The sequence below is a fragment of the Sphaerisporangium corydalis genome (assembly GCF_025506355.1).
GTDB lineage: Bacteria > Actinomycetota > Actinomycetes > Streptosporangiales > Streptosporangiaceae > Sphaerisporangium > Sphaerisporangium corydalis.
This window is the reverse complement of sequence record NZ_JANZYP010000064.1, coordinates 39065-60731: the sequence shown is the minus strand read 5'-3', so window position 1 is coordinate 60731 and position 21667 is coordinate 39065. Positions and strand designations below refer to the sequence as shown.

General features: G+C 72.0%; 15 protein-coding genes. 10 read left to right on the top strand and 5 right to left on the bottom strand.

Features of this window, described 5'->3' with window-relative positions:
* Positions 1 to 664, bottom strand: a 664-nt coding sequence (locus NYZ98_RS32885) for a rhomboid family intramembrane serine protease (protein ID WP_262847503.1), incomplete at its 3' end; no start/stop codon positions are given.
* 202 nt (positions 665 to 866) lie between these two features.
* A complete protein-coding gene (locus NYZ98_RS32880) occupies positions 867 to 1274 on the bottom strand; it encodes a nitroreductase family deazaflavin-dependent oxidoreductase (RefSeq protein WP_262847501.1) in 408 nt (135 codons plus the stop codon).
* Positions 1275 to 1447: 173 nt separating this feature from the next.
* On the opposite strand from NYZ98_RS32880, the gene NYZ98_RS32875 reads away from it, so the two are divergent.
* The 5 genes from NYZ98_RS32875 to NYZ98_RS32855 all read left to right on the top strand — a co-directional run bounded on the left by NYZ98_RS32875 (position 1448) and on the right by NYZ98_RS32855 (position 10030).
* Positions 1448 to 3004 carry an SDR family oxidoreductase gene (locus tag NYZ98_RS32875; RefSeq protein ID WP_262847499.1) on the top strand — a complete coding sequence of 519 codons (1557 nt, stop codon included), beginning with the start codon at positions 1448 to 1450 and terminating at the stop codon, positions 3002 to 3004.
* Positions 3005 to 3126: 122 nt separating this feature from the next.
* Positions 3127 to 4518 carry a GH12 family glycosyl hydrolase domain-containing protein gene (locus tag NYZ98_RS32870; RefSeq protein WP_262847497.1) on the top strand — a complete coding sequence of 464 codons (1392 nt, stop codon included), beginning with the start codon at positions 3127 to 3129 and terminating at the stop codon, positions 4516 to 4518.
* A gap of 418 nt (positions 4519 to 4936) precedes the next feature.
* Positions 4937 to 5929: an endonuclease domain-containing protein gene (locus NYZ98_RS32865; protein ID WP_262847495.1), complete on the top strand. Its 993-nt coding sequence runs from the start codon at positions 4937 to 4939 to the stop codon at positions 5927 to 5929.
* Positions 5922 to 6587, top strand: coding sequence for a hypothetical protein (locus NYZ98_RS32860; RefSeq protein ID WP_262847493.1), 666 nt, complete (start codon positions 5922 to 5924; stop codon positions 6585 to 6587). Before NYZ98_RS32865 ends, NYZ98_RS32860 begins: the two co-directional genes overlap by 8 nt.
* Positions 6584 to 10030 (top strand): helicase HerA domain-containing protein, encoded by a 3447-nt coding sequence (locus NYZ98_RS32855; protein ID WP_262847491.1) that lies wholly within the window; start codon positions 6584 to 6586, stop codon positions 10028 to 10030. The genes NYZ98_RS32860 and NYZ98_RS32855 overlap by 4 nt, the downstream gene beginning before the upstream one ends.
* Before the next feature lie 51 nt (positions 10031 to 10081).
* On the opposite strand, the gene NYZ98_RS32850 is transcribed toward NYZ98_RS32855, so the two are convergent.
* Complete coding sequence (locus tag NYZ98_RS32850) at positions 10082 to 10696, bottom strand: TetR/AcrR family transcriptional regulator (protein ID WP_262847490.1); 615 nt, start codon at positions 10694 to 10696, stop codon at positions 10082 to 10084.
* Between the two features lie 49 nt (positions 10697 to 10745).
* Between NYZ98_RS32850 and NYZ98_RS32845 the strand changes: the two genes are divergently transcribed.
* From NYZ98_RS32845 to NYZ98_RS32830, 4 genes are all read left to right on the top strand, one after another.
* The gene (locus NYZ98_RS32845) at positions 10746 to 12254 is read left to right on the top strand and encodes an MFS transporter (RefSeq protein WP_262847489.1); all 1509 of its coding nucleotides are present in this window, start codon (positions 10746 to 10748) and stop codon (positions 12252 to 12254) included.
* A gap of 165 nt (positions 12255 to 12419) precedes the next feature.
* Positions 12420 to 13463, top strand: coding sequence for a hypothetical protein (locus tag NYZ98_RS32840; protein ID WP_262847488.1), 1044 nt, complete (start codon positions 12420 to 12422; stop codon positions 13461 to 13463).
* Positions 13464 to 13625: 162 nt separating this feature from the next.
* Positions 13626 to 16718 (top strand): discoidin domain-containing protein, encoded by a 3093-nt coding sequence (locus tag NYZ98_RS32835; RefSeq protein ID WP_262847487.1) that lies wholly within the window; start codon positions 13626 to 13628, stop codon positions 16716 to 16718.
* 157 nt (positions 16719 to 16875) lie between these two features.
* Positions 16876 to 17043 carry a hypothetical protein gene (locus NYZ98_RS32830; protein ID WP_262847486.1) on the top strand — a complete coding sequence of 56 codons (168 nt, stop codon included), beginning with the start codon at positions 16876 to 16878 and terminating at the stop codon, positions 17041 to 17043.
* Between the two features lie 25 nt (positions 17044 to 17068).
* Here NYZ98_RS32830 and NYZ98_RS32825 read toward each other — a convergent pair whose 3' ends face one another.
* Positions 17069 to 17974 (bottom strand): MurR/RpiR family transcriptional regulator, encoded by a 906-nt coding sequence (locus tag NYZ98_RS32825; protein ID WP_262847485.1) that lies wholly within the window; start codon positions 17972 to 17974, stop codon positions 17069 to 17071.
* Between the two features lie 151 nt (positions 17975 to 18125).
* Positions 18126 to 19778 (bottom strand): glycoside hydrolase family 3 protein, encoded by a 1653-nt coding sequence (locus tag NYZ98_RS32820; protein WP_262847484.1) that lies wholly within the window; start codon positions 19776 to 19778, stop codon positions 18126 to 18128.
* A 251-nt stretch (positions 19779 to 20029) separates the two neighbouring features.
* On the opposite strand from NYZ98_RS32820, the gene NYZ98_RS32815 reads away from it, so the two are divergent.
* Positions 20030 to 21631 (top strand): glycoside hydrolase family 10 protein, encoded by a 1602-nt coding sequence (locus NYZ98_RS32815; protein ID WP_262847483.1) that lies wholly within the window; start codon positions 20030 to 20032, stop codon positions 21629 to 21631.
* Positions 21632 to 21667: the final 36 nt, after the last annotated feature.

Genomic DNA, 21667 nt, shown 5'->3' with positions numbered 1-21667 from the left:
CGCCCGGCCGCTCCAGGCCGGGCGCGGGGGCGCCTGCGACCGGACGGGCGCCCGCGGGGCCCGCCGGGACGGACGCGGCGCGCGGGCGGCGGTCGCGGAACAGCCAGCCGCCGAGGATGCCCCCGGCGAAGCCGAACAGGTGGCCCTGCCAGCTGAACTCGTCACTCGGCAGCAGCCCGGTGAACTGGTAGGCGAAGCACAGGGCCATGACCAGCCCGACGACGATGTCGATGCGGTGCCTGTCGAACAGGCCGCGCACCAGGATGTAGCCGAAGTAGCCGAAGACCACGCCGCTGGCGCCCGCTGTGACGCTGAGCGCGCTCGACACGAACCAGACGCCGAGGCCGCTGGTCACCGCGATCAGGGCGGTGACGCCGAGGAACTTGACCACCCCTCGGTAGGCGGCGAGGAAGCCGAACACGAACAGCGGCCCCGAGTTGCCCTCGATGTGGGCCCAGCTCCAGTGCAGGAACGGCGCCGTGACGATGCCGGGCAGCCCCGACGGCTCGCGCGCGACGATGCCGAAGCTCTGGCTCAGGGCGTATCCCGAGATCGCGTTGGCGATCTGCACCACCCAGATGACGGCGAGGAATCCGACCATGACCCAGAACGCCTTCCGGGCCTCGGCGATCATGATTTCGGCCGTCTGGTTCTCGGTGTCCACCCCTGGTCCTCCCTGACTGCGCGTCCGCGCCGGAAACCCTCGGGCAGGACGGCCGGGAAGGCCGCGCCCGTCGCTCCGCTGGTATCTTCGCAAACCCGTGCCGGTAGGGCCACCGGTCATCCGGCCGGGGTCCCGCGCGGACCGTGCGGGCGCGCGGGATCAGCGGCCTCAGGGAGTCGTGGGCTCGGCCGTGGTGGCGGGCTCAGCCGTCGAGGCGGGACAGGATCACGACCGGGATCTCGCGGTCGGTCTTGGTCTGGTACTCGTCGTACTGGGGCCAGGTGGCCGCCATCAGCCGCCAGACCTCGGGCTTCTCCTCCGGCGAGGCCGTGCGGGCGCGCGCGCGGAACTTGTCGCCCATGACCTGGACCTCCACCTCCGGGTTGGTGTCGAGGTTGTGGTACCAGTCGGGTGATTGGGGGGCGCCGCCCTTGGACGCCACGATCACGTATTCGTCGCCGTGCTTCTGGTAGATGAGCGGGCTGGTGCGCTCCTCGCCGCTCTTGCGCCCGGTGGTGGTGAGGAGGAGCACGGTCGTGCCGTTCCAGTCATGACCCTCCTTTCCATCCGTCGCGCGATATTTGTCGACGTGTTCCTTGCCGTAGAGCATGTGATTACCTTTCGGTTGATCTGTTCTCCCGATGGCTTACCCCGCCATCCCGGGCTAACCCTGGCCCCCGCGAGACCGGCCGTGGTGGATCACGCTCCGGGCCCCACGGAGGCGGCGCACGGGACGCAACCGTAAGCGCCCCCGATACGAAGGTGATCAGCGGGGGTGGTCTGATGACCCGATGTCTTGTGACCGGCGCGACCGGCTACATCGGCGGGCGGCTCGTACCCGAGCTGCTGGACGCCGGCCACGAGGTCCGCTGCATGGTCAGGTCGGCGGGCCGCCTGCGCGGGCAGGCGTGGCGCGACCGGGTCGAGGTCGCCGAGGCCGACGCCACCCGCCCGGCGGAGACCCGGGCGGCGCTCGACGGCGTGGAGACCGCCTACTACCTGATCCACACCATGGCCGCTGGCCGCGACTTCGCCGAGCGGGACCGGCTGGCCGCCGAGACGTTCGCGGCGGCGGCCGAGGACGCCGGGGTGGGCCGCGTGGTCTACCTGGGCGGCCTGACCCCGGCCGAGCGGCCCTCGCCCCACATGCGCTCGCGCGCGGAGGTCGAGGAGATCCTCCTCGGCTCCGGGGTCCCGACGATCGCGTACAGGGCGTCGGTGATCATCGGCTCGGGGTCGGTGTCGTTCGAGATGCTCCGCTACCTCACCGAACGGCTGCCGGTCATGACCACGCCCCGCTGGGTGCGCACCCGCACCCAGCCGATCGCGATCAGGGACGTGCTGCGCTACCTCGTCCGGGCCATGGACATCCCCGAGGGGACCAACCGGGCGTTCGACATCGGCGGACCCAGCGTCCTGACCTACGCGGAGATGATGCAGGGGTACGCCGCCTCCGCCGGGCTGCCGCCCCGGCTGATCATCCCGGTGCCGCTGCTCACGCCCAGCCTGTCGAGCCACTGGGTCGGCCTGGTCACGCCCGTCCCGGCCGGCGTGGCACGCCCGCTGGTGGAGTCGCTGCGCAACGAGGCGGTCTGCCGGGAGCATGACATCGCCCGGTACGTTCCCGATCCGCCCGAGGGGCTGGTCGGGTTCCGCGAGGCGGTCCGGCTGGCCCTGCACCGCATCAAGGACGCCGACGTGGCGACGCGCTGGTCGTCGGCCTCGACGCCCGGCGCGCCGAGCGACCCGCTCCCCACCGACCCCGACTGGGCGGGCGGCAGCCTGTACGTCGACGAGCGCACCCAGCGGGTGGAGGCGCCCCCCGAGGCGCTGTGGCGGGTGATCGAGGGCGTCGGAGGCGAGAACGGGTGGTACTCGCTGCCGGCCGCCTGGCGGCTCCGCGGCCTGCTCGACCGGGCCGTCGGCGGGGTCGGCCTGCGCAGGGGACGGCGCGACCCGCGCCGGCTGCGGGTGGGCGACGCGCTGGACTTCTGGCGGGTGGAGGAGATCGAGCCGGGGCGCCTGCTGCGGCTGCGCGCCGAGATGCGGCTGCCCGGGCTCGCCTGGCTGGAGCTGACCTGCCGGGTGGCGGACGGCGGGACCGTGTACGGGCAGCGGGCGATCTTCCACCCGCGCGGCCTGTTCGGCCACCTGTACTGGTGGTCGGTCTACCCCTTCCACGGGTTCATCTTCGGCCGGATGCCCCGCAACGTGGCCAGGGCCGCCGCCGCGCAGGCCGCCGTCCAGGCCGGCGGGACCGAGACCGGCGGGACCGAGGCCGGCGGGCGGCGGCCCGGCCCCCGGCCGGCGGTGAAAGTTTCACCTCCGGATCGCGGGTAACCCCTGGTCGGAGGGTGGAGGCGGCCCCAGGGGCCGGGCGGGCACTGTCCGGGGGGAAGGGCCCGGCCTAGTGTCACGAGCAAATGGGAGCGCTCCCACCACCTTCATTCCCCGGAGTCAAGATGAAACGCCGAGCACTGCGAGCCCTGACGGCCGTGTTGGCCGCCGCCGGCTCCCTCCTCATGACGGTGGTGGTCACCGGCCCGGCCCGCGCGGACACGCTGATCTGCGAGAAGTACGGCGCCACCACGATCGCGGGCGGCAAGTACGCGGTACAGAACAACAACTGGGGCGACGACACCCAGCAGTGCATCAACGTCACCTCCACCGGGTTCACCGTCACCCAGGCCAGCCACAACAAGCCGCAGAACGGCGCCCCCGGCTCCTACCCCTCGGTCTTCGCCGGCTGCCACTACGCGAACTGCACCGCCGGGAGCGGCCTGCCCCTGCGCGTCACCGACAGCCGGTTCTCCGGCATCCAGACCAGCGTCAGCATGACCTACCCCTCCTCCGCCGGGGTGTACGACGCGTCGTACGACATCTGGTTCGACCCGACGTCGCGCACCGACGGGCAGAACACCGGCGCCGAGCTGATGATCTGGCTCAACCACACCGGGTCGGTCCAGCCGGTCGGGTCGCGCGTCGCCACCGTCTCCCTCGCGGGCGGCACCTGGGACGTCTGGTACGGCAACAGCGGCTGGAACGTCGTGTCGTACGTCCGCACCTCGTCGGCCACCTCGATCAGCTTCCCGGTGAGCACGTTCTACAACGACATGCTGAGCCGGGGGTACGCGCAGAGCTCGTGGTACATGACCAGCGTGCAGGTGGGGTTCGAGCCGTGGGTCGGCGGCACCGGCCTGGCCGTGAACAGCTTCTCGTACAGCATCGGCGGCAGCGGCGGCGGGGACGTCACCCCGCCGAGCGCGCCCGCCAACCTGACCGCCTCCAACGTCACCTCCAGCGGTGTCGGCCTGGCGTGGAGCGCGTCCAGCGACGCCGTCGGGGTGACCGGTTACGACGTCTACCGGGGGTCCACCGTCGTGGGCACGACGTCCGGGACGACATACAACGTCACCGGCCTGGCCGCCTCCACGTCGTACACCTTCTCGGTCCGGGCGCGTGACGCCGCCGGCAACGCCTCCTCGGCGTCCAACTCCGTCACGGTCACCACGTCCTCGGGCGGGGGCGGCGGCGGAGGGGCCTGCCGGGTCGCCTACGTCAAGAACGAGTGGCAGGGCGGTTTCACCGCCAACGTGACCGTCTCCAACACCGGAAGCAGCGCGGTGAACGGCTGGACGCTCGCCTTCGCCTTCCCCGGCGACCAGCGGGTGACGAGCTTCTGGAACGCCGCCGTCACGCAGAGTGGCACCGCCGTGACCGCCAAGAACGTCGCGCACAACGGATCCATCCCGGCCGGAGGCAACACCACGTTCGGATTCCAGGGCACCTGGGCGAACAGTGACGCCTCTCCGACCGCGTACACGCTGAACGGTTCCGCCTGCACGCTGGGCTGATCCCTCACCGGCTCCGTCCGGCCCGGCCGGGCACGGTTCGCCGTGCCCGGCCTTCGCGTTAATGGGCGGGATCCGAATCCGGCTCGAAGTGCGGGCGGAATGGTGTTACGGTCGGTCACGGCTTTCCGATAATGGCGGGACCTGCTCCGGGCCCGAATGAATCGCCGGGTTCCGCAGGTAAACCGAATACCCCTTTGAAACGTCCGGCCACGCTCCCATCTGCGTACTCGGGAAAAGCAGGGGAAATTCGCGGGTCTTGGGAAAAGTGATGCGCATGAGGGCTTCTTCCGTATAACCTCGGCACGCTGACGGGGTCGGAAAAGCCAGAGGGAAAAGCGTGCCGCGTTCTTGGGTGGACCTGCCGATAGGCCGTCTCGTACGGCTTTCCGGAGCGAATGCCGACGCCACGGCATTGTCCGTGGCACCGCCTCCGCCGGGCGCGCCGGCGATTCTCACGTACTTCGCCGAGCCCGCGCGCTCGGTGGCGGAAATGGTGTCCACGGTCCTGGCCGAGCTGGAAAGGGCCGCGATCGAGTTGTTCCCCGCCTGGCTGCCGGGCGCGGAGAACATCGCCGGTCCCGGCGGCGCGGGCGCGGACGCCGTGCGCTTCCTCGCCCTGCGCCTGGCGTCCTCCACCCACCACTTCGGCCCGTTCCTGGCCCACCTCGCCGAACGCGCACTCACCGGCGCCCCCACCGGCCCTTCCGGCAGGCCCGCTCCGTCCGCCAGGGCCGTCCGGTTCGCGGCCGAGGTGCGGGCGGCGGGTCTCGCCCGCGTGCTCGCCGCCGGTTTCGGCCGCCCCCACACCGCGCTCCTGGTCCACGTCCCCGAAGGCCTTTCCCCCGCAGGGGAGGAGATCCTCGTCGCCGCATGCGAGTGGCTGGCCGAACGGGCCGACCTCGGCGTCTGGCTCACCGGCGCGGGCCTGTCCCACGTCGACCGCGTGGAGACGGTGACCCTGAGCCCCGCCGGCCACCTCACCCCCGACCCGGTACGGGGAGCACGCCCGCCTTCGACCGGCGCCATCCGCTACCCGGCGGTCGCGGGCATACCCCACCCGGCGAGCAAGGTCGAGAAAGCCCTGGAAGCCGCCCTGGCCACCTGCCACTGGGCCCACGGCCGAGCCTGGAATCAGACTTATCAGTCACATCCCCTTATAAACCCTATCCGGGTAGATCTCCTATGGCGCCAGGAACGCTGCGTCATAGAAATCGACGGCCCGGAACACCGCCATCAGCACCGACACGCGGCCGATCGCGAGCGGGACCTCCGGCTCGCGAAGGACGGATATGCGGTGCTGCGCATTACCAATGCCGAAGTTCTCACGGATATACGAGGCGTGGTCGGGCGGCTCGAGAGGTTCGTCCGCAGCCGTAGCGCCGACACACTGGAAGGATCACGACATGCCTGACGAGAAGCTGTCACTCCCCCAAATGGCGGCCTTGCTGGTGCTCATGCGCGAGGTGGGAGAGGTCTCGAATACCCAGCTCAAAGAGCGCTATGGCCTCACCTTGACGGGTAAGCCCCGCACTAAACTGAACGACGCGAAGCTGGTGGAAAGCTGGAAGCAGGGGCAGACATTCGTCCACCGGCTCACCGATGACGGTTGGGCGAGGCTGGGCCGGGAAATCGGCCACGGCGTCGAAAGGCCCGCGGGATCGGCGGGGTCCGCGCTGGTCGCGGTGCTGGGCGGCCTTCATGTCTTCATGGAGCGCACCGGCAACAAGCTCGCCGACATCTTCGCCCCCGTGGAGACCGCCGCGTCGCTCGACGACCAGCCATCGCCGGTGGCGCCCGTGTCGTCCGCCGATCCCGAAGTCGAGGCGCGCATCCGTGCCGCCTACGCGCGGCTGGGCCGGCCCGGTTCCTATGTCGGTCTGGCCGAGCTCCGGGCGGCCCTCCAGGACCTGCCGAGGACGGAGGTGGACGCCGCGCTCAGGGCGATGAACCGCCTGCCGGACGTGAACCTCGTTCCCGAGTCCAACCAGAAGGCTCTGAAGCGGGAAGACCGCGAGGCGGCGGTGACCATCGGGGACCAGGACAAGCACGTCCTGTGGATCGGAGCATGATGAGGGACGACGAGCGGCGGGCACTTCGGGCGCTCAGGTTCAACTACGTCGAGGGTCCTGGCGACGTGTGGCGTCCCTCGCGGTTCCACGTGGACGGTCTGCACCGCCGGACGACGCAGACGCTCCTCGACGGGCTGGAGGAGGCCAACCACAGCGTGGAGTCGAGCCCCGTCGGGGTGATCCTCCAGGGCCAGCGGGGGAGCGGGAAGACCCACCTTCTGGGGTGGCTGAGGGAGAAGGCACAGGCGGACGGCGGCTACTTCTTCCTGATCGGCCTGTTCGACGCGAGAGAGTTCTGGGAGAGCGTCGTCATCTCGATCCTGGACAGCCTGGCGCGGGAGATCGACGGGGAGAGCCAGCTCAGGGCGTTCATCAGGCGCCTGTCGTCGCTGGTGGGGGTGTCGTTCGCCGAACGCCAGGGGCTCATCGGCAGGGCGCCGCTGACCAGGCCGGTCCTGAACGACTTCGTGGACGGGCTGCGCCGGTTCGACTCCCGGGTGGGCGCCGACGCCCAGGACACGCTTCGCGCCCTGGTGCTGCGCGCCTCGGAGGATCTGCGCGCGCAGGACGTGGGAAGCAGTTTTCTGTCCTCGCAGCCTGAGGGGGAGCCGGGCGAGCGCGCTCCGTGGGGGATGCGCGGGGGCCGCAAGTCGCCCCAGGAGATCGTCCGGGACATCTCCCGGCTCCTGGCGTTCACCGGCCCCTCCGTCTTCGCCGTGGACCAGATCGACCCCCTTCTCGTCCAGGCGTCCATCGTCACCAAGGACGTCGCCGAGCAGGACTGGCGCCAGACGGTGGCGGTCGAGCAGATCGTGGGCGGCCTGATGTCGCTCAGGGAGTACACGCACCGCACGCTCACCGTGGTCTCGTGCCTTCCCCTGACCTGGGTCCTCATTCAGCAGGCCGGGACCGACACGATCAAGGACCGGTTCCGGGCGGCGAATCCGCTCATGGCGATCCCCGACGCCAGGCTCGGCCGTGACCTGGTCGAGAAGCGGTTCGCGGCGCGGTTCCGGGATGTGCGCTTCCGGCCGCCGTACCCCACGTGGCCGGTCAAGGCATCGGCGTTCGAGGAGGCCCCCGACTTCACCGCACGCCAGCTCCTGATCAAGATCGAGGCCCATGTCCAGGCCTGCCTGGCGAACGACGAGGTCAGGGAAATGGAGCGTCTGCCCGATCCGATCGTGATCGACCCGCACCGCGTGCCGCTCCCGGTCGACCTGACCCCGATCGACACGCGCTTCGAGGAGTTGCGGCTCAAGGCGGAGGTCTCCGCGGCCCTCGACTTCCCCGGCGAGGACGCGCTCGTCCCGCCCCTCCTGTCGGCGGGTCTCACCGCCTGGATCGCCGCGAAGGGCGACGCCGGGCGGGAGTACAGCCAGGACGCCCCGCCCAGCTCGAAGCCGTCCCTGCACGCGCGCCTTCGCCGCAGCCTGGACGAGGCCACCGAGCACGAGGAGCACTGGTCGTTCCGGGCCATCGCCGCCGACCACCCGATCGCCGCGCTCAGCCGGCTGCGCACCGCGTGCTTGGCCTCCGGACTGGACGCCGATGGGCCTCCCCGGCGGTTGTTCGTGCTGCGGAACGAGGACTGGTCTCGGGGGCCGGCCACCCAGGAGGCCCTCGCGGCGTTCGAGAGGGCGGGCGGGCGCACGCTTCGCCTGGAGTCCGAGGACCTGACCACCCTCGCCGCGCTTCGCGGGTTGCTGGAGGAGAATCCCCTGAACCTGGGGTCGTGGCTGGCCGAGCGGAATCCGGTCGGCACGGTCAAGGTCCTGCGGGAGGCCCTTGAGGAGGGCGGAGACGTCCCTGGCGGCGGGGGAGGCGATTCCAGCGGGCCGCCGGACCAGACGTGGAGCGTTCCCGGTATGCGCACCGACCCCGGCGCGGGGCCGGGGGACGCCACGAAGACCGGCGGTGCGTCCGGACGGCGACGCGGGCTCTCCGCGACGGCCACCCTCACCGGCCTGGGGCCGGGCACGGGTGCGCTGCCAGGCACGGGTCCGACCCAGGGCACGGGTGCGCTGCCGAGCGCAGGTCCGGCCCCGAGCGCAGGTCAGAGCCCGAGTTCGGGTCCGACCCCGATCACGGGTGCGTTACCGATCACGGGCCCGGCTCCGATCGCGGGTTCGGCTCCGGTCACCGGTCCGGCGCCGGCCGTGGGTTCAGGGCCGGGCGCGGGCCCGTCGCCGGCCAGGGGTCCGGCGCCGGTCGTCCCCATCGGTGAGACGGTCGCGGCCGGCGCACGGGTCACCGTGGCCCTGGAGGCCCTTCGCAAGCACACCGCGATCTTCGCAGGATCGGGCTCGGGCAAGACCGTGCTCATCCGCCGCCTGGTCGAGGAGTGCGCGCTGCAAGGGGTCTCGTCCATCGTGCTCGACCCCAACAACGACCTCGCCCGGCTCGGCGACCGATGGCCGGAGGCGCCGGCGCAGTGGGGTGCCGGCGACGCCCGGAAGGCGGGCGACTACCTGGCGAACACCGACGTCGTCGTCTGGACGCCGTTACGCGACGCCGGGCGCCCCCTGAGCTTCCAGCCGCTGCCCGATTTCAGCGGTGTCGTCGACGACCCCGACGAGTTCCGCGAGGCGGTGGACTCGGCCGTCGCGTCGCTCGCACCACGGGCCAAACTCGTCGGCAACACGAACAAGGTCCACCAGGGGCTGGCCGTGCTCAGGGAGACCCTGCAGTTCTACGGACGCCGGGGCACGACCAGTCTCCAAGGCCTGATCGAGGTGCTGGCGGAGCTGCCGGACGGGGTGAGCGAGCTGCTCAACGCGGAGCGGCTCGCGGCGGACATCGCGCAGAATCTCACCGCGGCCAAGGTGATCGATCCGCTGTTCGGTGGGGCCGGCCTGCCGATGGATCCGGGCGTGCTGCTGACCCCGCCCGAGGGGAAGCGGGCGCGGGTGTCGGTGATCAGCCTCGTCGGCCTGCCCTCCGACCATCAGCGGCAGAGTTTCGTCAACCAGCTGCAGATGGCGCTCTTCGCCTGGATCAAGAAGAACCCGGCCGGTGACCGGCCGCTCGGGGGCCTGTTCGTGATGGACGAGGCGCAGACGTTCGCACCGTCGGGAGCGATGACCGCGTGCACGCACAGCACGCTGGCGCTCGCGTCCCAGGCCCGGAAGTACGGGCTCGGCCTGGTGTTCGCGACGCAGGCACCGAGAGGGCTGCACAATCGCATTCCGGGCAACTCCGCGACGCAGTTCTTCGGCCTGCTGAACAGCCCGACGCAGATCGACGCCGCGAGGGAGATGGCCCAGGCCAAGGGCAGCCGCATCACCGACATCGGCCACCTGAGCACGGGGCAGTTCTACGCGGCGGTCGAGGGGGCGCGGTTCGAGAAGATGCAGGCGCCGCTGTGCCTGAGCCATCACCCCAAGAGCCCGCTGACGACCGAGGAGGTCATCGGGAGGGCCAGGGGAGGGGTGGAGGGCTAGCGGAGGAGAGGTGGGTTGGGGGAGGGGTGGCGGTCGGGTCGGGGGTGGATGTCAGGGGTGGGGGGTGAGGCCGTGGCGGAGGGCGGTGAAGAGGTGTTCCAGGCGGGCGCGGTGGTCGGGTACCGCGGTGGCCGGGGGTTCGCCGGCGATGAGGCGGCGTGCGGTCTCCACCAGCACGGTGGCGTAGCCGGCGATGAAGAAGGCGGCGAGCAGCGGACCGTCGCCCTCGAACGCTGGGTCGCGTTCCAGTTCCTCGGCGAGGGTCCGCTGGAGGTCGGAGGCGATCTCCCTGGCGCGGGCGACCAGGGCGGGTGACGCCGCGACGGTACGGAAGAAGGGGATGGACCGGTCGTCGACGCCGGAGAGCGGGTGGCGGGCGTCGACGAGACCGAGGGTCACCTCGCGCAGGGACGCCGACACGTCGACGCCCGGAGCGCGGTCGCGCACCGCCGAGCGCAGGAGGTCGACGGCGTCGACCGCGCGGTCCAGGAGAAGGTCCTCCTTGCGCGGGAAGTGCTTGAAGACCGTCACGCTGGAGACCCCGGCCTCCCGCGCGACCTCGGCGACCGTGACCGTGTCGAACCCGTGTTCGAGGAACAGTCGGGTCGCGACCTCCGAGATCCGCGCACGCGTCAGCGGCCCGCCCCGCTCTCCGGTCCTGGGCATCCGGCCCCACTCCCTTGTGTGAATAAACTTAGTGACATAACTTAGTGGCATGTCCTCCGAACAGACCACTGACATTGTCATGGGACCGGGCCCCGCCGGGCCGTCCTCACCCCGATCGTTGCGGGAGGCGTGGGTGGCCCTGGCCGGGCTGTCCGCGGTGTTCCTGTTCGAGATGCTCGACAACTCGATCCTGAACGTCGCGCTGCCCACGATCGGCCGCGAACTGCACGCCTCGACGACCGCGCTGCAGTGGGTGACGGGCGCGTACGCGGTCGTGTTCGGCGGGTCGATGCTGGCGTTCGGCGCGGTCGCCGACCGGTTCGGCCGGCGACGGATCATGCTCATCGGGCTGGTCCTGCTCGGCGTGGCGAGCCTGGCGACCGCTTTCGTCCTCACCGCAGCGCAACTGATCGCCGTCCGGGCGGCGATGGGGGTCGCCGCCGCGATGACGACTCCGGGATCGATGGCGCTGGCCTTCCGGCTGTTCGACGAGGACAACCTGCGCGTCCGTGCGGCGACCCTCATCTCGACCGTCGGCCTGGTCGGGCTCGCGATCGGCCCGACGGCGGGCGGCCTCGTGCTCGCGGTCGCGCCGTGGCAGGTCCTGCTGCTGGTGAACGTGCCGATCGCCGTGCTCGCGATCATCGGCGTGCGGTTCGGCGTCGCCGCGGACGCCCCGGCCGGGCTGCACCGCGATCCGGTGGACGTCGCGGGTGCGGTGACCGCGACCGCGACGATCGTGCTCGCGCTCGTCGCGCCGACGCTGTTCGTGAACGAGGGCGCCGGTTCGTGGGTCCCGTGGGCGGCCACGGCGGCGGCCGTCGTGGGGGCGATCCTCTTCGTCCTGCGCGAGCGCCGGGCGCGCCACCCACTCCTCGCCCTCGGCCTCGTCGCGCACCCTCTGGTCTCCAGCGGCCTGGCGTTCAAGGCCGCGGCCGGGCTGGCGACCGCGGGCCTCGGCTACATGGTGACGCTGCAACTGCAGCTCGACTGGGGGTGGCCGCCCGCGCTCGCCGCCATCGGGATGCTGCCGCAGGTCGTCGTCCTGGTCGCGGGCGGCGCGTTCGTCGGCCCGTTCGTGCGACGCGCCGGTCTGGACCGGGCCGCGTGGCTCAGCGCCGCGGTGGTCGTGCTCGGGCTCGCGGTCTACGCCCTGCTGGGCGGGTTCGGGTACGTGTGGGTCGCGATCGCCCTGGTGCTCGTGGCGGCAGGGATGCGCGTGGTCGGCGTCGTCGCCGGGGTCAACGTGCTCCGCGGCCTGCCGGAGAACCGGACCACGATCGGCGCGGCGCTCACCGACACCGCCACCGAGGTCACCTCCGGCGCCGGCATCGCCGTCACCGGCACCATCCTCGCGGCGCTGTTCACCGGCGACATCGCCACATCGGGCTGGAGCGCGCGGCAGACGGCGGAGTTCCGCGCGTCGGTCACGATCGCGGGCCTCGTGCTCACGGTCGTGGCCGCGGCGCTCGTCGGCTGGGGGATCGCCCGTTCGCGGCGCGCCGCGAACGGCCAGGCGACCACCTCCGGCGACGACGCGATGCCCGATGGGGTCTGACGCCCGGCCGGCGATGCCCATTCGGTCATTACGTAGACGGATATATCGGTCCTGCGGCAGACTGTCGGGGTTGATCATCGGTTGGGTGGGGCCGCGGGCTGGTGTCGTGGTGACGCGTTCCCGCTCCTGACGTACGACGGGGGCACCCGCATGGGCCCGAGCCTCATGACCGCGACGGATCCTGGGCCGTTCCAGCTCCGGCACGACACCCGCGGCCTTCCGCAGGCGGTCGAGACGCTGGCCAAGGCGCTGCCCGCCCGCGACCTGAAGAACGTGCTCGCGCAGGCGAACCGCTCGTCGGTCCACAAGGGGAGCACGACGGCGTTCGGCTCGATGTCGCCCAAGCCGGCCGACTGGTACTGCTTCGACACCGGTGACAACGACACCACCGACTGGTACCCGCAGGGGATGGCCGCCAGCTCCGAGGCGGGGCGCACGGACGTCAAGGCGCTCGCCGTCACCTGGTACTGGAAGCCCGCGGGGACCGCGACCGAGCGGGGGATCCGGATCTCGTTCCTGGACCTGGCGACCGGGAAGTACCGGCACGTCCTGCTCGTCGAGCCCAAGGGCACCTCCTACAGCGCGATCAACATCCACGCGGGCGGCGTCGCGTGGTACGGCGACCTGATCTACGTCGTCGACACCGCGCACGGGATGCGGGTGTTCGACACCCGGCACATCTACGAGGTCAAGGGCGACGACGACAAGATCGGGCTGAAGGGCGGGAAGTACCACGCGTTCGGGTACCGGTACGTGATGCCGCAGGTGGACGGGTGGACGGCCGCCGGTGCCGCGCGGTACTCCTTCGCGGCGATCGACCGGAGCACCAGCCCGCACCTGTTCGTCTCGGGCGAGTACGTCGACCCCGCCGACGAGCCCGGCAAGACGGGGCGGGTGGCCCGCTGGGCGCTGGACCCGGACGACACGCTGGTCTCCGGCGCCGGCGGGCTGGCGGCGGCGGTGGACGCGTTCACGCTCCCGGCCGCCAAGATCCAGGGCGCGCTGTCGTACAAAGGGCGCTGGTACCTCAGCCAGGCGGCGTCGTCCACCAAGAACGGCTCGCTGCTCGTCGTCCCGGCCGGGAAGCCGGCCGAGGTCAGGAAGATGCCGATCGGCCCGGAGGACCTCACCTGCTGGGGCGAGAAGAACCAGCTCTGGAGCGTCACCGAGTTCAAGGGCCGCCGCGTCATGTACGCCGTCCCCGTCTGACACCCCGCTCCCACCTCCGGATCACCACCTCCCCGCGACCTTTCACGCCGGTCGTGTGGTGTGGCGTGGATTGTCGCCGAGCCTTGACTGATCTTCTTGGTGCGGTCAAAATCCACTCATAGTTAGGGAGGCTCCTTAACTAAACGCCCCCCGGAGATACCGATGGTCACTTTTGACAGGCGTACCTGGGTAAGAGCGCGGCTGGTCGCCGCGTTCGTGCTGCTGACGACCGCAGGGGGCGGGATCCCCGCGCTGGCGGCGTCCTCGTCCTCCCCCGCAGGCGGAGGCGTCGCGGTGGCGGCCGTCGCCCCCTCGGCCCTCGACGGATACAAGATCCAGTCCTCGTCCAAGGTCACCGACTCCGCCGCCGCCATCTCCACTCCGGGCTACGCGGCGTCCGGCTGGTACCCGGTGGGACCGCGTTCCACGGTCATGGCCGGCCTGCTCAAGAACGGGAAGTACCCCGACCCGTTCTACTCGACCAACATGCGGGACGTCCCCGCCGCCGACTTCACCGTGCCCTGGTGGTACCGATCGGACTTCACCCTGGGCGGCGAGACCGGTCTGAAGACCTTCCTCGACGTCACCGGCGTCATCTCCAGCGCGGACGTGTGGGTGAACGGGACGCAGGTCGCGACCAGCGTCCAGGTGGCCGGGGCTTACCCCCGCCACGAGCTGGACGTCACCGCGCTCGTGCGCCCCGGCGTCAACTCGGTCGCGTTCAAGGTGAACCCGAACGACCCGAGCAAGCACCTGACCACCGGCTGGATCGACTGGGTGCAGAATCCACCCGACCGAAATATGGGCATATTCCGGGATATCTTCGTCCGGCGCAGCGGGGCCGTGGCCCTGCGCGACGCCCACGTGGTGACCAGCCTGACCTCGGCGCTCGACCGCGCCGACCTCACGGTCAAGGTCAACGCCAGGAACGACACCGGCGCCGCCGTCCACGCCACCGTCTCAGGGACCGTCGGCTCGGCCGCCCTCACGCAGGAGGTCGACCTCGCGGCGAACCAGACCAAGACGCTGACGTTCACTCAGTCCATCACCAACCCCCAGGTGTGGTGGCCGTACGGCATGGGCGGGCAGCCGCTCTACGACCTCGACCTGACCGCGACCGTCGCGGGCGCGGCCAGTGACACCGCGCACTCCCGCTTCGGGATCCGCGGTGTCACCTCCTCGCTGGACGGCAGCGGCCACCGGCTGTACAAGGTCAACGGCCGGTCGCTGCTCATCCGGGGCGGCGGGTGGTCGCCGGACCTGTTCCTGCGCTGGGACCCCACCTACGCGCAGGACAAGCTCCGCTACGTCCGCGACCTCGGCCTGAACACCATCCGGCTGGAAGGTCACCTGGAGACCGACGAGCTCTTCGACCTGACCGACCAGATGGGCATCCTGGTCATGGCCGGGTGGGAGTGCTGCGACAAGTGGGAGGGCCAGACCAACGGCGGCGAGCCGGGGGACACCTGGTCCGCCGCCGACTACGTGATCGCCAAGGACTCGATGGCGGCGGAGGCCGCGCGGCTGCGCGACCACCCGAGCGTCTTCACCTTCCTCATCGGCAGCGACTTCGCGCCCAACGCGCAGCAGGAGACCGGCTACCTGGCCGCGCTCAACGCCGCCGACTGGAAGACCCCGATCGTCGCCGCGGCCTCGGCCAACTCCTCGCCCACGCTCGGCTCCTCCGGGATGAAGATGACCGGGCCCTACGACTGGGTGCCGCCGAACTACTGGTTCACCAAGCAGGAGGGCGGCGCGTACGGCTTCAACTCCGAGACCAGCGCCGGCCCGGACGTCCCCACCATCGACTCGCTGAAGCGCATGATGTCCGCCGCGGAGCTGAACACGCTGTGGCAGACCGCGACCGCGACGCAGTACCACCGCTCGCCGTCCGGCACGTTCAACAACCTCAAGCTCTTCAACAACGCGCTCATCGGCAGGTACGGCACCTCCACCAGCCTGGACGACTACGTGCGGAAGGCGCAGCTCCAGCAGTACGAGAACATCAGGGCACAGTTCGAGGCCTACCGCCGCAACTTCAGCGACACCTCCAACCCCTCGACCGGCGTCATCTACTGGATGCTGAACAGCGGGTGGAGCTCGCTGCACTGGCAGCTCTTCGACACCTACCTCGACCAGGGCGGGTCCTACTACGGCGCCCGTGAGGCCGGCAAGCCGCTGCACGTCCAGTACTCCTACGACACCAGAAGCGTCGTGGTGGTCAACCAGAACCACGCGGCGGCCACCGGGCTGACCGTGCGGACCGACGTGTACAACCTGGACGGGACCAGCAAGTACACCAACACCGCGACGGTCACCGCGCCCGGCGACGGCGGCAAGGTCACGGCCGTCACCATTCCCGCGATCAGCGGCCTGTCCACCGCCTACCTGGTCCGGCTCACGCTCAGCGGCGCGGGCGGCGAGGTCGACCGGAACGTGTACTGGCTGTCCACCAAGGCCGACGTGATCGACTGGGCGAACAACGACTGGTACTACGTGCCGACCACCGCCTACGCCGACCTGACCGGGCTGGCGGGCATGGCGCAGGCCCCGCTGAGCGCCACGGCGTCCTCGTCGGCCTCAGGCGGCACCACCACGACGACCGTGACGCTCAGGAACACCGGGACCGGCAAGATCCCCGCGTTCTACGTCGACGCCCACGTGGTCGACGCGGCGGGCAGGCCCGTGCTGCCGGTCCAGTGGACCGACAACGCGACAAGCCTGTGGCCCGGGGAGTCCCGGACGCTGACGGCGACCTACCGCACCACCGGCCTCGGCGGGTCCGCGCCGTCGGTCCGCGTCACCGGCTGGAACGTCGCCACCCAGACGGTGCCCGCCGGCGGCACCGGCGGGCCCGGCGAGACGCTGCTCTCGCAGGGCGGGCCCGCCACGGCCTCCTCCACCGAGAGCTCGTCGTACGGCGCGGCGAACGCCTTCGACGGCGACACCACCGCGACCCGGTGGGCGTCGGCGGAGGGCCACGACCCCGAATGGCTGCGCGTCGACCTCGGCGGCACGCGGTCGATCACCCGCGTCAAGCTGTCGTGGGAGGCGGCGTACGGCAGGTCGTACCAGGTCCAGGTCTCACCCGACGGCGCCGCCTGGACGAACGTGTACACGACGACGACCGGCGACGGCGCCACCGACGACCTGACCGGTCTGTCCGGATCGGGGCGCTACGTGCGCGTCAACGGCACCGCCCGTGGCACGGCCTACGGCTACTCCCTGTACGAGATGCAGGTGTACGGCTCGTGACCCCGCCCATCTGACCGGTCCCGCCACCGGCCGTGGCGGCCCCCCAGGGTCGTCCGGGGGGCCACCCCCGGGCGACCCTGAGTGCGGACCCTGACTCGTCCCTGAACTCGGCCTCCACCTGTATCGCCGCGCCTCCCGGCCGCCTAGCGTTCAAGCCATGGGACGCATTCTTCTTCTCGTCGTAGCGGTCATCGTCGGCTTCTTCCTCATCGGCACCGTGCTGAGCCTGGTCGCCGGCCTCGTCAAGTGGGCACTGATCATCGGGGTTGTCGTCCTCGGTGTCGCGGCACTCTCCAAGATCCTCGGCTCGCGGGACGCCGGATGACCTGAGCCCGCGGGACCCGGATGATCTACGAGGGGCGCCGGGCGCGGGGGCGGGACTCCGAGACGAAGTCGGCGAGGGCGTCGCGGGTGGCGCGCAGGGCCTCGTTGGACACCTCGGAGGTCCGCTGGGCCACGCCGACGAACACGTAGTCCACGATCAGGAGCTGGCTGATCCGGCTGGCCAGCGCCCCCGGGCGGAAGGCGGTCTCCCGGCCCGCGGAGATCAGCACATGGCCGGACACCTCGGCGAGCGCCGAGCGGGGGTTGTTGGTGATCGCAACGGTCGTCGCCCCCGCCTTGGCCGCCCTGCGCATCGGCTCAAGGACGTCGGGGGTCTCGCCCGTGCAGCTCACGCCGACCGCGACGTCACCGGGGCGGAGCAGGACGGCGCTCGTGAGCGCCAGGTGCGCGTCGGTGAACGCGTGCGCCGACAGGCCGATGCGCAGGAGCTTCTGGGACATGTCCGCCGCCACGAGGCCGGACGCGGAGACGCCGTACACGTCGATCCGGCGGGCGGCGGTGATGGCGTCGACCACCTCGCCGAGACGCTCGGGGGAGAGCTGCGCCGCGGTGTCCTCTATGGCCTCGGCCTCGGCCCGGGTGACCTTGGCGATCACGTCAGAGAGCGGGTCGTCGGGCGCCAGGTCGCCGGGGACCAGCCGGTCGGGCCCCTGACGGGTCGCGGCGGCGGCGGCCAGCGCCAGCCTGAGCTGGGCGTACCCGGAGAAGCCGAGCACGCGCGCGGTGCGCACGATGGTGGCCTCGCTGGTCGCGGACGCGGCGCTGAGCTCGGTGATCGTGCTGCGGGCGACCGTGGCCGGGTCGTCGAGGATGAGCCGGGCGATGATCTGCGCGGAGGGCGTGAGCGAGGGGAGCACGGCCCGCACCCGGGCGACCAGGTTCTCGGGGGTCGAGCGTTGCGGGTCGATCATGGGGTTCCTTGTCTGTTACCGACAGATTACTCAATCCTGGTCGTAACGAACCCGCCGAGCCCGCCGGAACACTCTCCCGTCACCCGCCGTTCGCAGGCCGGGCACCTGCCCGGTTCCTCGTCCGGCCCGCCGTGGCCGGGGGTCACGGCGGTCAGGGCCGGGTGAGCCACTCGGCGACGGCCAGGGACGAGGCGCGGGACTCGCCGTGGGTGGTGAGGTGCAGCGCGCCCGCCGGGGGGCCGGGCAGGCCCATCTCCACCACGATCGCGTCCGGGCGGCGCAGGAGGATCTCCGCCAGGACCCGGCGCATCCACGCGTGCCGGTGCGCGTCGTGCGTGACCACCACCAGCGGCGCCCCGGCGGGCCCCCGGCGACCGGCCGGGCCGCGTGAGGCCGGCAGGTCGTGGGACGGCGCCGGGTCGCCGAGGGCGGGCAGGTCGTGGTGGGACGGGGTCAGGGTCGTCAGGACGGTGCCGGGGAGGCGCGCCGCCAGGGCGTCGCCCGGCCCGTAGCGCGCGGCGGCGGCCGCCTGGTGGGGGCGGGCGGTCATCTCGACCACCACGGGCGGCCCGGTGAGGACGGGCCGGGCGGTGCGGCCGGTCACGCGCAGCGCCCGGCGGGCGGTCTCCAGCCCGAGCAGGGAGACCCGGTGCCCAGGGTCGAGGACGACGCCCGCGCGGTCCACCATCGGCGGCTCACGCCCGGGGCCGGCTGACAGGGATTCGCGGGCCGGACCGGCCGCCAGGGACTCGCGGGCCGGACCGGCCGTCAGGGGCGCGGGGCCGGGGCCCGTGCGGTCTTCCGGCGCGGGGGGCGTGCCGTGGGCTCCCAGGGCGCGGACGCGGGACGCCGCCTCGGCCAGGCGCGTCTCCTCCAGGGTCCCGTCGTGGACGGCCCGGACGATCGCCTCCCGCAGGGCGGCGAGGGTGTCGCCCTCGGGGTCGGAGGCGCCCAGGCACAGCGCGTCCGCCCCGGCGGCCAGCGCCCGTACGGCGATCTCCGGCTGGGGCAGGCGCGCGGAGACCGCCTTCATGTCGATCGCGTCCGTCACCACCAGGCCCTGGAACCCCAGCTCCTCGCGCAGCAGGCCGGTGAGGACGCGGCGGCTGAGCGTGGCGGGCAGGACGGGGTCCAGGGCGGGCACCATGAGGTGCCCGCACATGATCGCCCGCACCCCGGCCGCGATGGCGGCGCGGAACGGCGGCAGGTCCCGCCGGTCCAGCAGCTCGCGCGAGGCGTGAACGGCGGGCAGCGCGAGGTGGGAGTCGGTCACGGTGTCGCCGTGACCCGGGAAGTGCTTGGCGCACGCGGCGACGCCCGTGCCCTGCAGCCCGGTGATCCAGGCGGCGGCGTGCCGGGCCACCAGGGCGGCGTCCGCGCCGAAGGACCGGACGCCGATCACCGGGTTGCGCGGGTCGGCGTTGACGTCCACGTCGGGGGCGTAGTCCATGGTGATCCCCGCCGCGCCGAGCAGCAGGCCGATCTCCTCGCCGGTGCGCTCGGTGACCCCGGTGTCGTCGACCACGCCCAGGGCGGCGTTGCCCGGCCAGGAGCTGCCGGTCGCGGCCTCCAGGCGGGTGACGGTGCCGCCCTCCTCGTCCACCGCGACGATGACCTCGGGATTCTCCTCGCGCAGCCGCCGTACGAGCCCGGCGGTGTCCTCCGAGATGTTCCGCGCGAACAGCACCACCCCGCCGAGGCCGCCGGCGAGCCGCCGCAGCAGCCAGCCCGGGGCCGAGGTCCCGGCGAACCCCGGCTGGAGCACCGTGGCGGCGAGGCGGTCGAGATCGGGGCTGTGCGGCATGTGCGGGGCTCCGGTGGTGGGTGTCGGTCCGGTGGTGTCCGGCTCCTGTGTGTCGGTCCTGTGGTGTCGGGTTCTGTGGTGTCGGTCCGATGGTGTCTCCCTACCCGTTCGATCACGCGGGGGAGTGCCGGGCGGGGTGCCGGTGTGGCGTCGCGCGCCTTTGCGCATATCTTTTATGAAGGAATCCTTCACCCGCCGCCCACGCCGTCCGCCCGAGTCGTCAGGAGACCGGAACGCCGTCTGGAGGCCGCATGAACCACCGTCCGCTGACCCGCAGGGCCCTGCTGGGTGGCCTGGCCGCGTCCGCGCTGGCCCCGATCGGCCGCCGCCGGACGACGGCCGCCCGCGTCCCGGCCGCCGCCGGCGGCTCCCCGCTCCGCCAGATGCGCGGCATGTGGATCGCGTCGGTGGAGAACATCAACTGGCCGTCGGCACCGGGCCTGCCCGCGGCCCGGCAGCGGGCCGAGTTCGCCTCCTGGCTCGACCTGGCGGAGGCCCGCCGCATGAACGCCGTGTTCGTGCAGGTCAGGCCGACCGCCGACGCCTTCTGGCCGTCGCGGTACGAGCCGTGGTCGCAGTACCTCACGGGCGTCCAGGGCAGGGACCCGGGGTACGACCCGCTCGGCTTCATGATCGAGGCAACCCACGAGCGCGGGCTTGCCTTCCACGCGTGGTTCAACCCCTACCGCGTCTCCATGCAGCCCGACCCGGCGCGGCTGGTGCCCGAGCACCCCGTGCGCCGCAACCCGGGCTGGGGCGTCGCCTACGCGGGCAAGCTCTACTACAACCCCGGGCTGCCGGAGGTGCGCGCCTTCGTCCAGGACGCGATCATGGACGCGGTCACCCGGTACGACATCGACGGCGCGCACTTCGACGACTACTTCTACCCCTATCCGATCGCCGGCCAGGTGTTCGACGACTCCGCCGCCTACGCCCGGCACGGGGCGGGGTTCCCCGACCTGGCGGCGTGGCGCCGGAACAACGTCGACCTGCTGATCCAGGAGATGAGCGGGCGGATCCGCAAGGTGAAGCCCGAGGCGCAGTGGGGGGTGAGCCCGTTCGGGATCTGGCGCAACGCGACCAGCGACCCGCTGGGCTCGGCCACCTCGGGCTCCCAGTCCTACGACCAGCAGTACGCCGACACGCGGGGCTGGGTGCGTAAGGGGTGGCTGGACTACGTGGCCCCGCAGATCTACTGGAACATCGGCCTGCCCGAGGCCGACTACGCGGTGCTCACCCCCTGGTGGGCGGGGGTGGTGGCAGGCACCGGCACCCAGCTGTGGATCGGGCAGGCGGCCTACAAGACCGGCGCCGCCGCCGAGCCCCCCGCCTGGCGGGACCCGGCGGAGCTCTCCAGGCACCTGACCTTCAACGCCGGGCAGCCGCTGGTCGGCGGGGACATCTACTACAACTCGGGGGACGTGCGCGCCGACCGGCTCGGGTCGATCACCCTGCTGCAGAAGGAGCACTACACGCGCCCGGCGCTGTCCCCGGTGCTGCCGCGCCTGTCCTCGGGGGCCCCGCCCCGGCGGCCCGACATCGTCCGCGCGCGCCTGACCGGGCAGGGCGTCGAGCTCGCCTTCCAGGCCGCCGGGCAGGGCGAGCCGAGGCTGTACGCGGTCTACCGGTTCGACGACGCGGGCGCGGCCGGCGACGGGCGGTCCCCGGGTGTGACGGACTCCGGGGGCGAGGGGTCCGAGATCGACGCGAGCCGGCTGGTGGCGGTGGTCCCCGGCGGGAGGCGCGGCGAGTTCACCGACCCCGCCGGGCGGCGCGGCGCGCGCTACCGCGTGACCGCGCTGGACCGCGTCAACCGCCAGAGCGCCCCCAGCGCCCCCCACGAGGTGCGGTAACACCCTTTCAGGCGCTTCGCGCGGGCGTCGGCGGCC

Bases quoted from the DNA above. Each gene is read 5' to 3' on its own strand.
- NYZ98_RS32860 (WP_262847493.1), top strand. From the start codon at position 5,922: ATGCCTGACGAGAAGCTGTCACTCCCCCAAATGGCGGCCTTGCTGGTG.
- NYZ98_RS32830 (WP_262847486.1), top strand. From the start codon at position 16,876: ATGGGACGCATTCTTCTTCTCGTCGTAGCGGTCATCGTCGGCTTCTTC.
- NYZ98_RS32845 (WP_262847489.1), top strand. From the start codon at position 10,746: ATGTCCTCCGAACAGACCACTGACATTGTCATGGGACCGGGCCCCGCC.
- NYZ98_RS32815 (WP_262847483.1), top strand. From the start codon at position 20,030: ATGAACCACCGTCCGCTGACCCGCAGGGCCCTGCTGGGTGGCCTGGCC.
- NYZ98_RS32840 (WP_262847488.1), top strand. From the start codon at position 12,420: ATGACCGCGACGGATCCTGGGCCGTTCCAGCTCCGGCACGACACCCGC.
- NYZ98_RS32820 (WP_262847484.1), bottom strand. From the start codon at position 19,778: ATGCCGCACAGCCCCGATCTCGACCGCCTCGCCGCCACGGTGCTCCAG.
- NYZ98_RS32855 (WP_262847491.1), top strand. From the start codon at position 6,584: ATGATGAGGGACGACGAGCGGCGGGCACTTCGGGCGCTCAGGTTCAAC.
- NYZ98_RS32825 (WP_262847485.1), bottom strand. From the start codon at position 17,974: ATGATCGACCCGCAACGCTCGACCCCCGAGAACCTGGTCGCCCGGGTG.
- NYZ98_RS32875 (WP_262847499.1), top strand. From the start codon at position 1,448: ATGACCCGATGTCTTGTGACCGGCGCGACCGGCTACATCGGCGGGCGG.
- NYZ98_RS32850 (WP_262847490.1), bottom strand. From the start codon at position 10,696: ATGCCCAGGACCGGAGAGCGGGGCGGGCCGCTGACGCGTGCGCGGATC.
- NYZ98_RS32870 (WP_262847497.1), top strand. From the start codon at position 3,127: ATGAAACGCCGAGCACTGCGAGCCCTGACGGCCGTGTTGGCCGCCGCC.
- NYZ98_RS32835 (WP_262847487.1), top strand. From the start codon at position 13,626: ATGGTCACTTTTGACAGGCGTACCTGGGTAAGAGCGCGGCTGGTCGCC.
- NYZ98_RS32880 (WP_262847501.1), bottom strand. From the start codon at position 1,274: ATGCTCTACGGCAAGGAACACGTCGACAAATATCGCGCGACGGATGGA.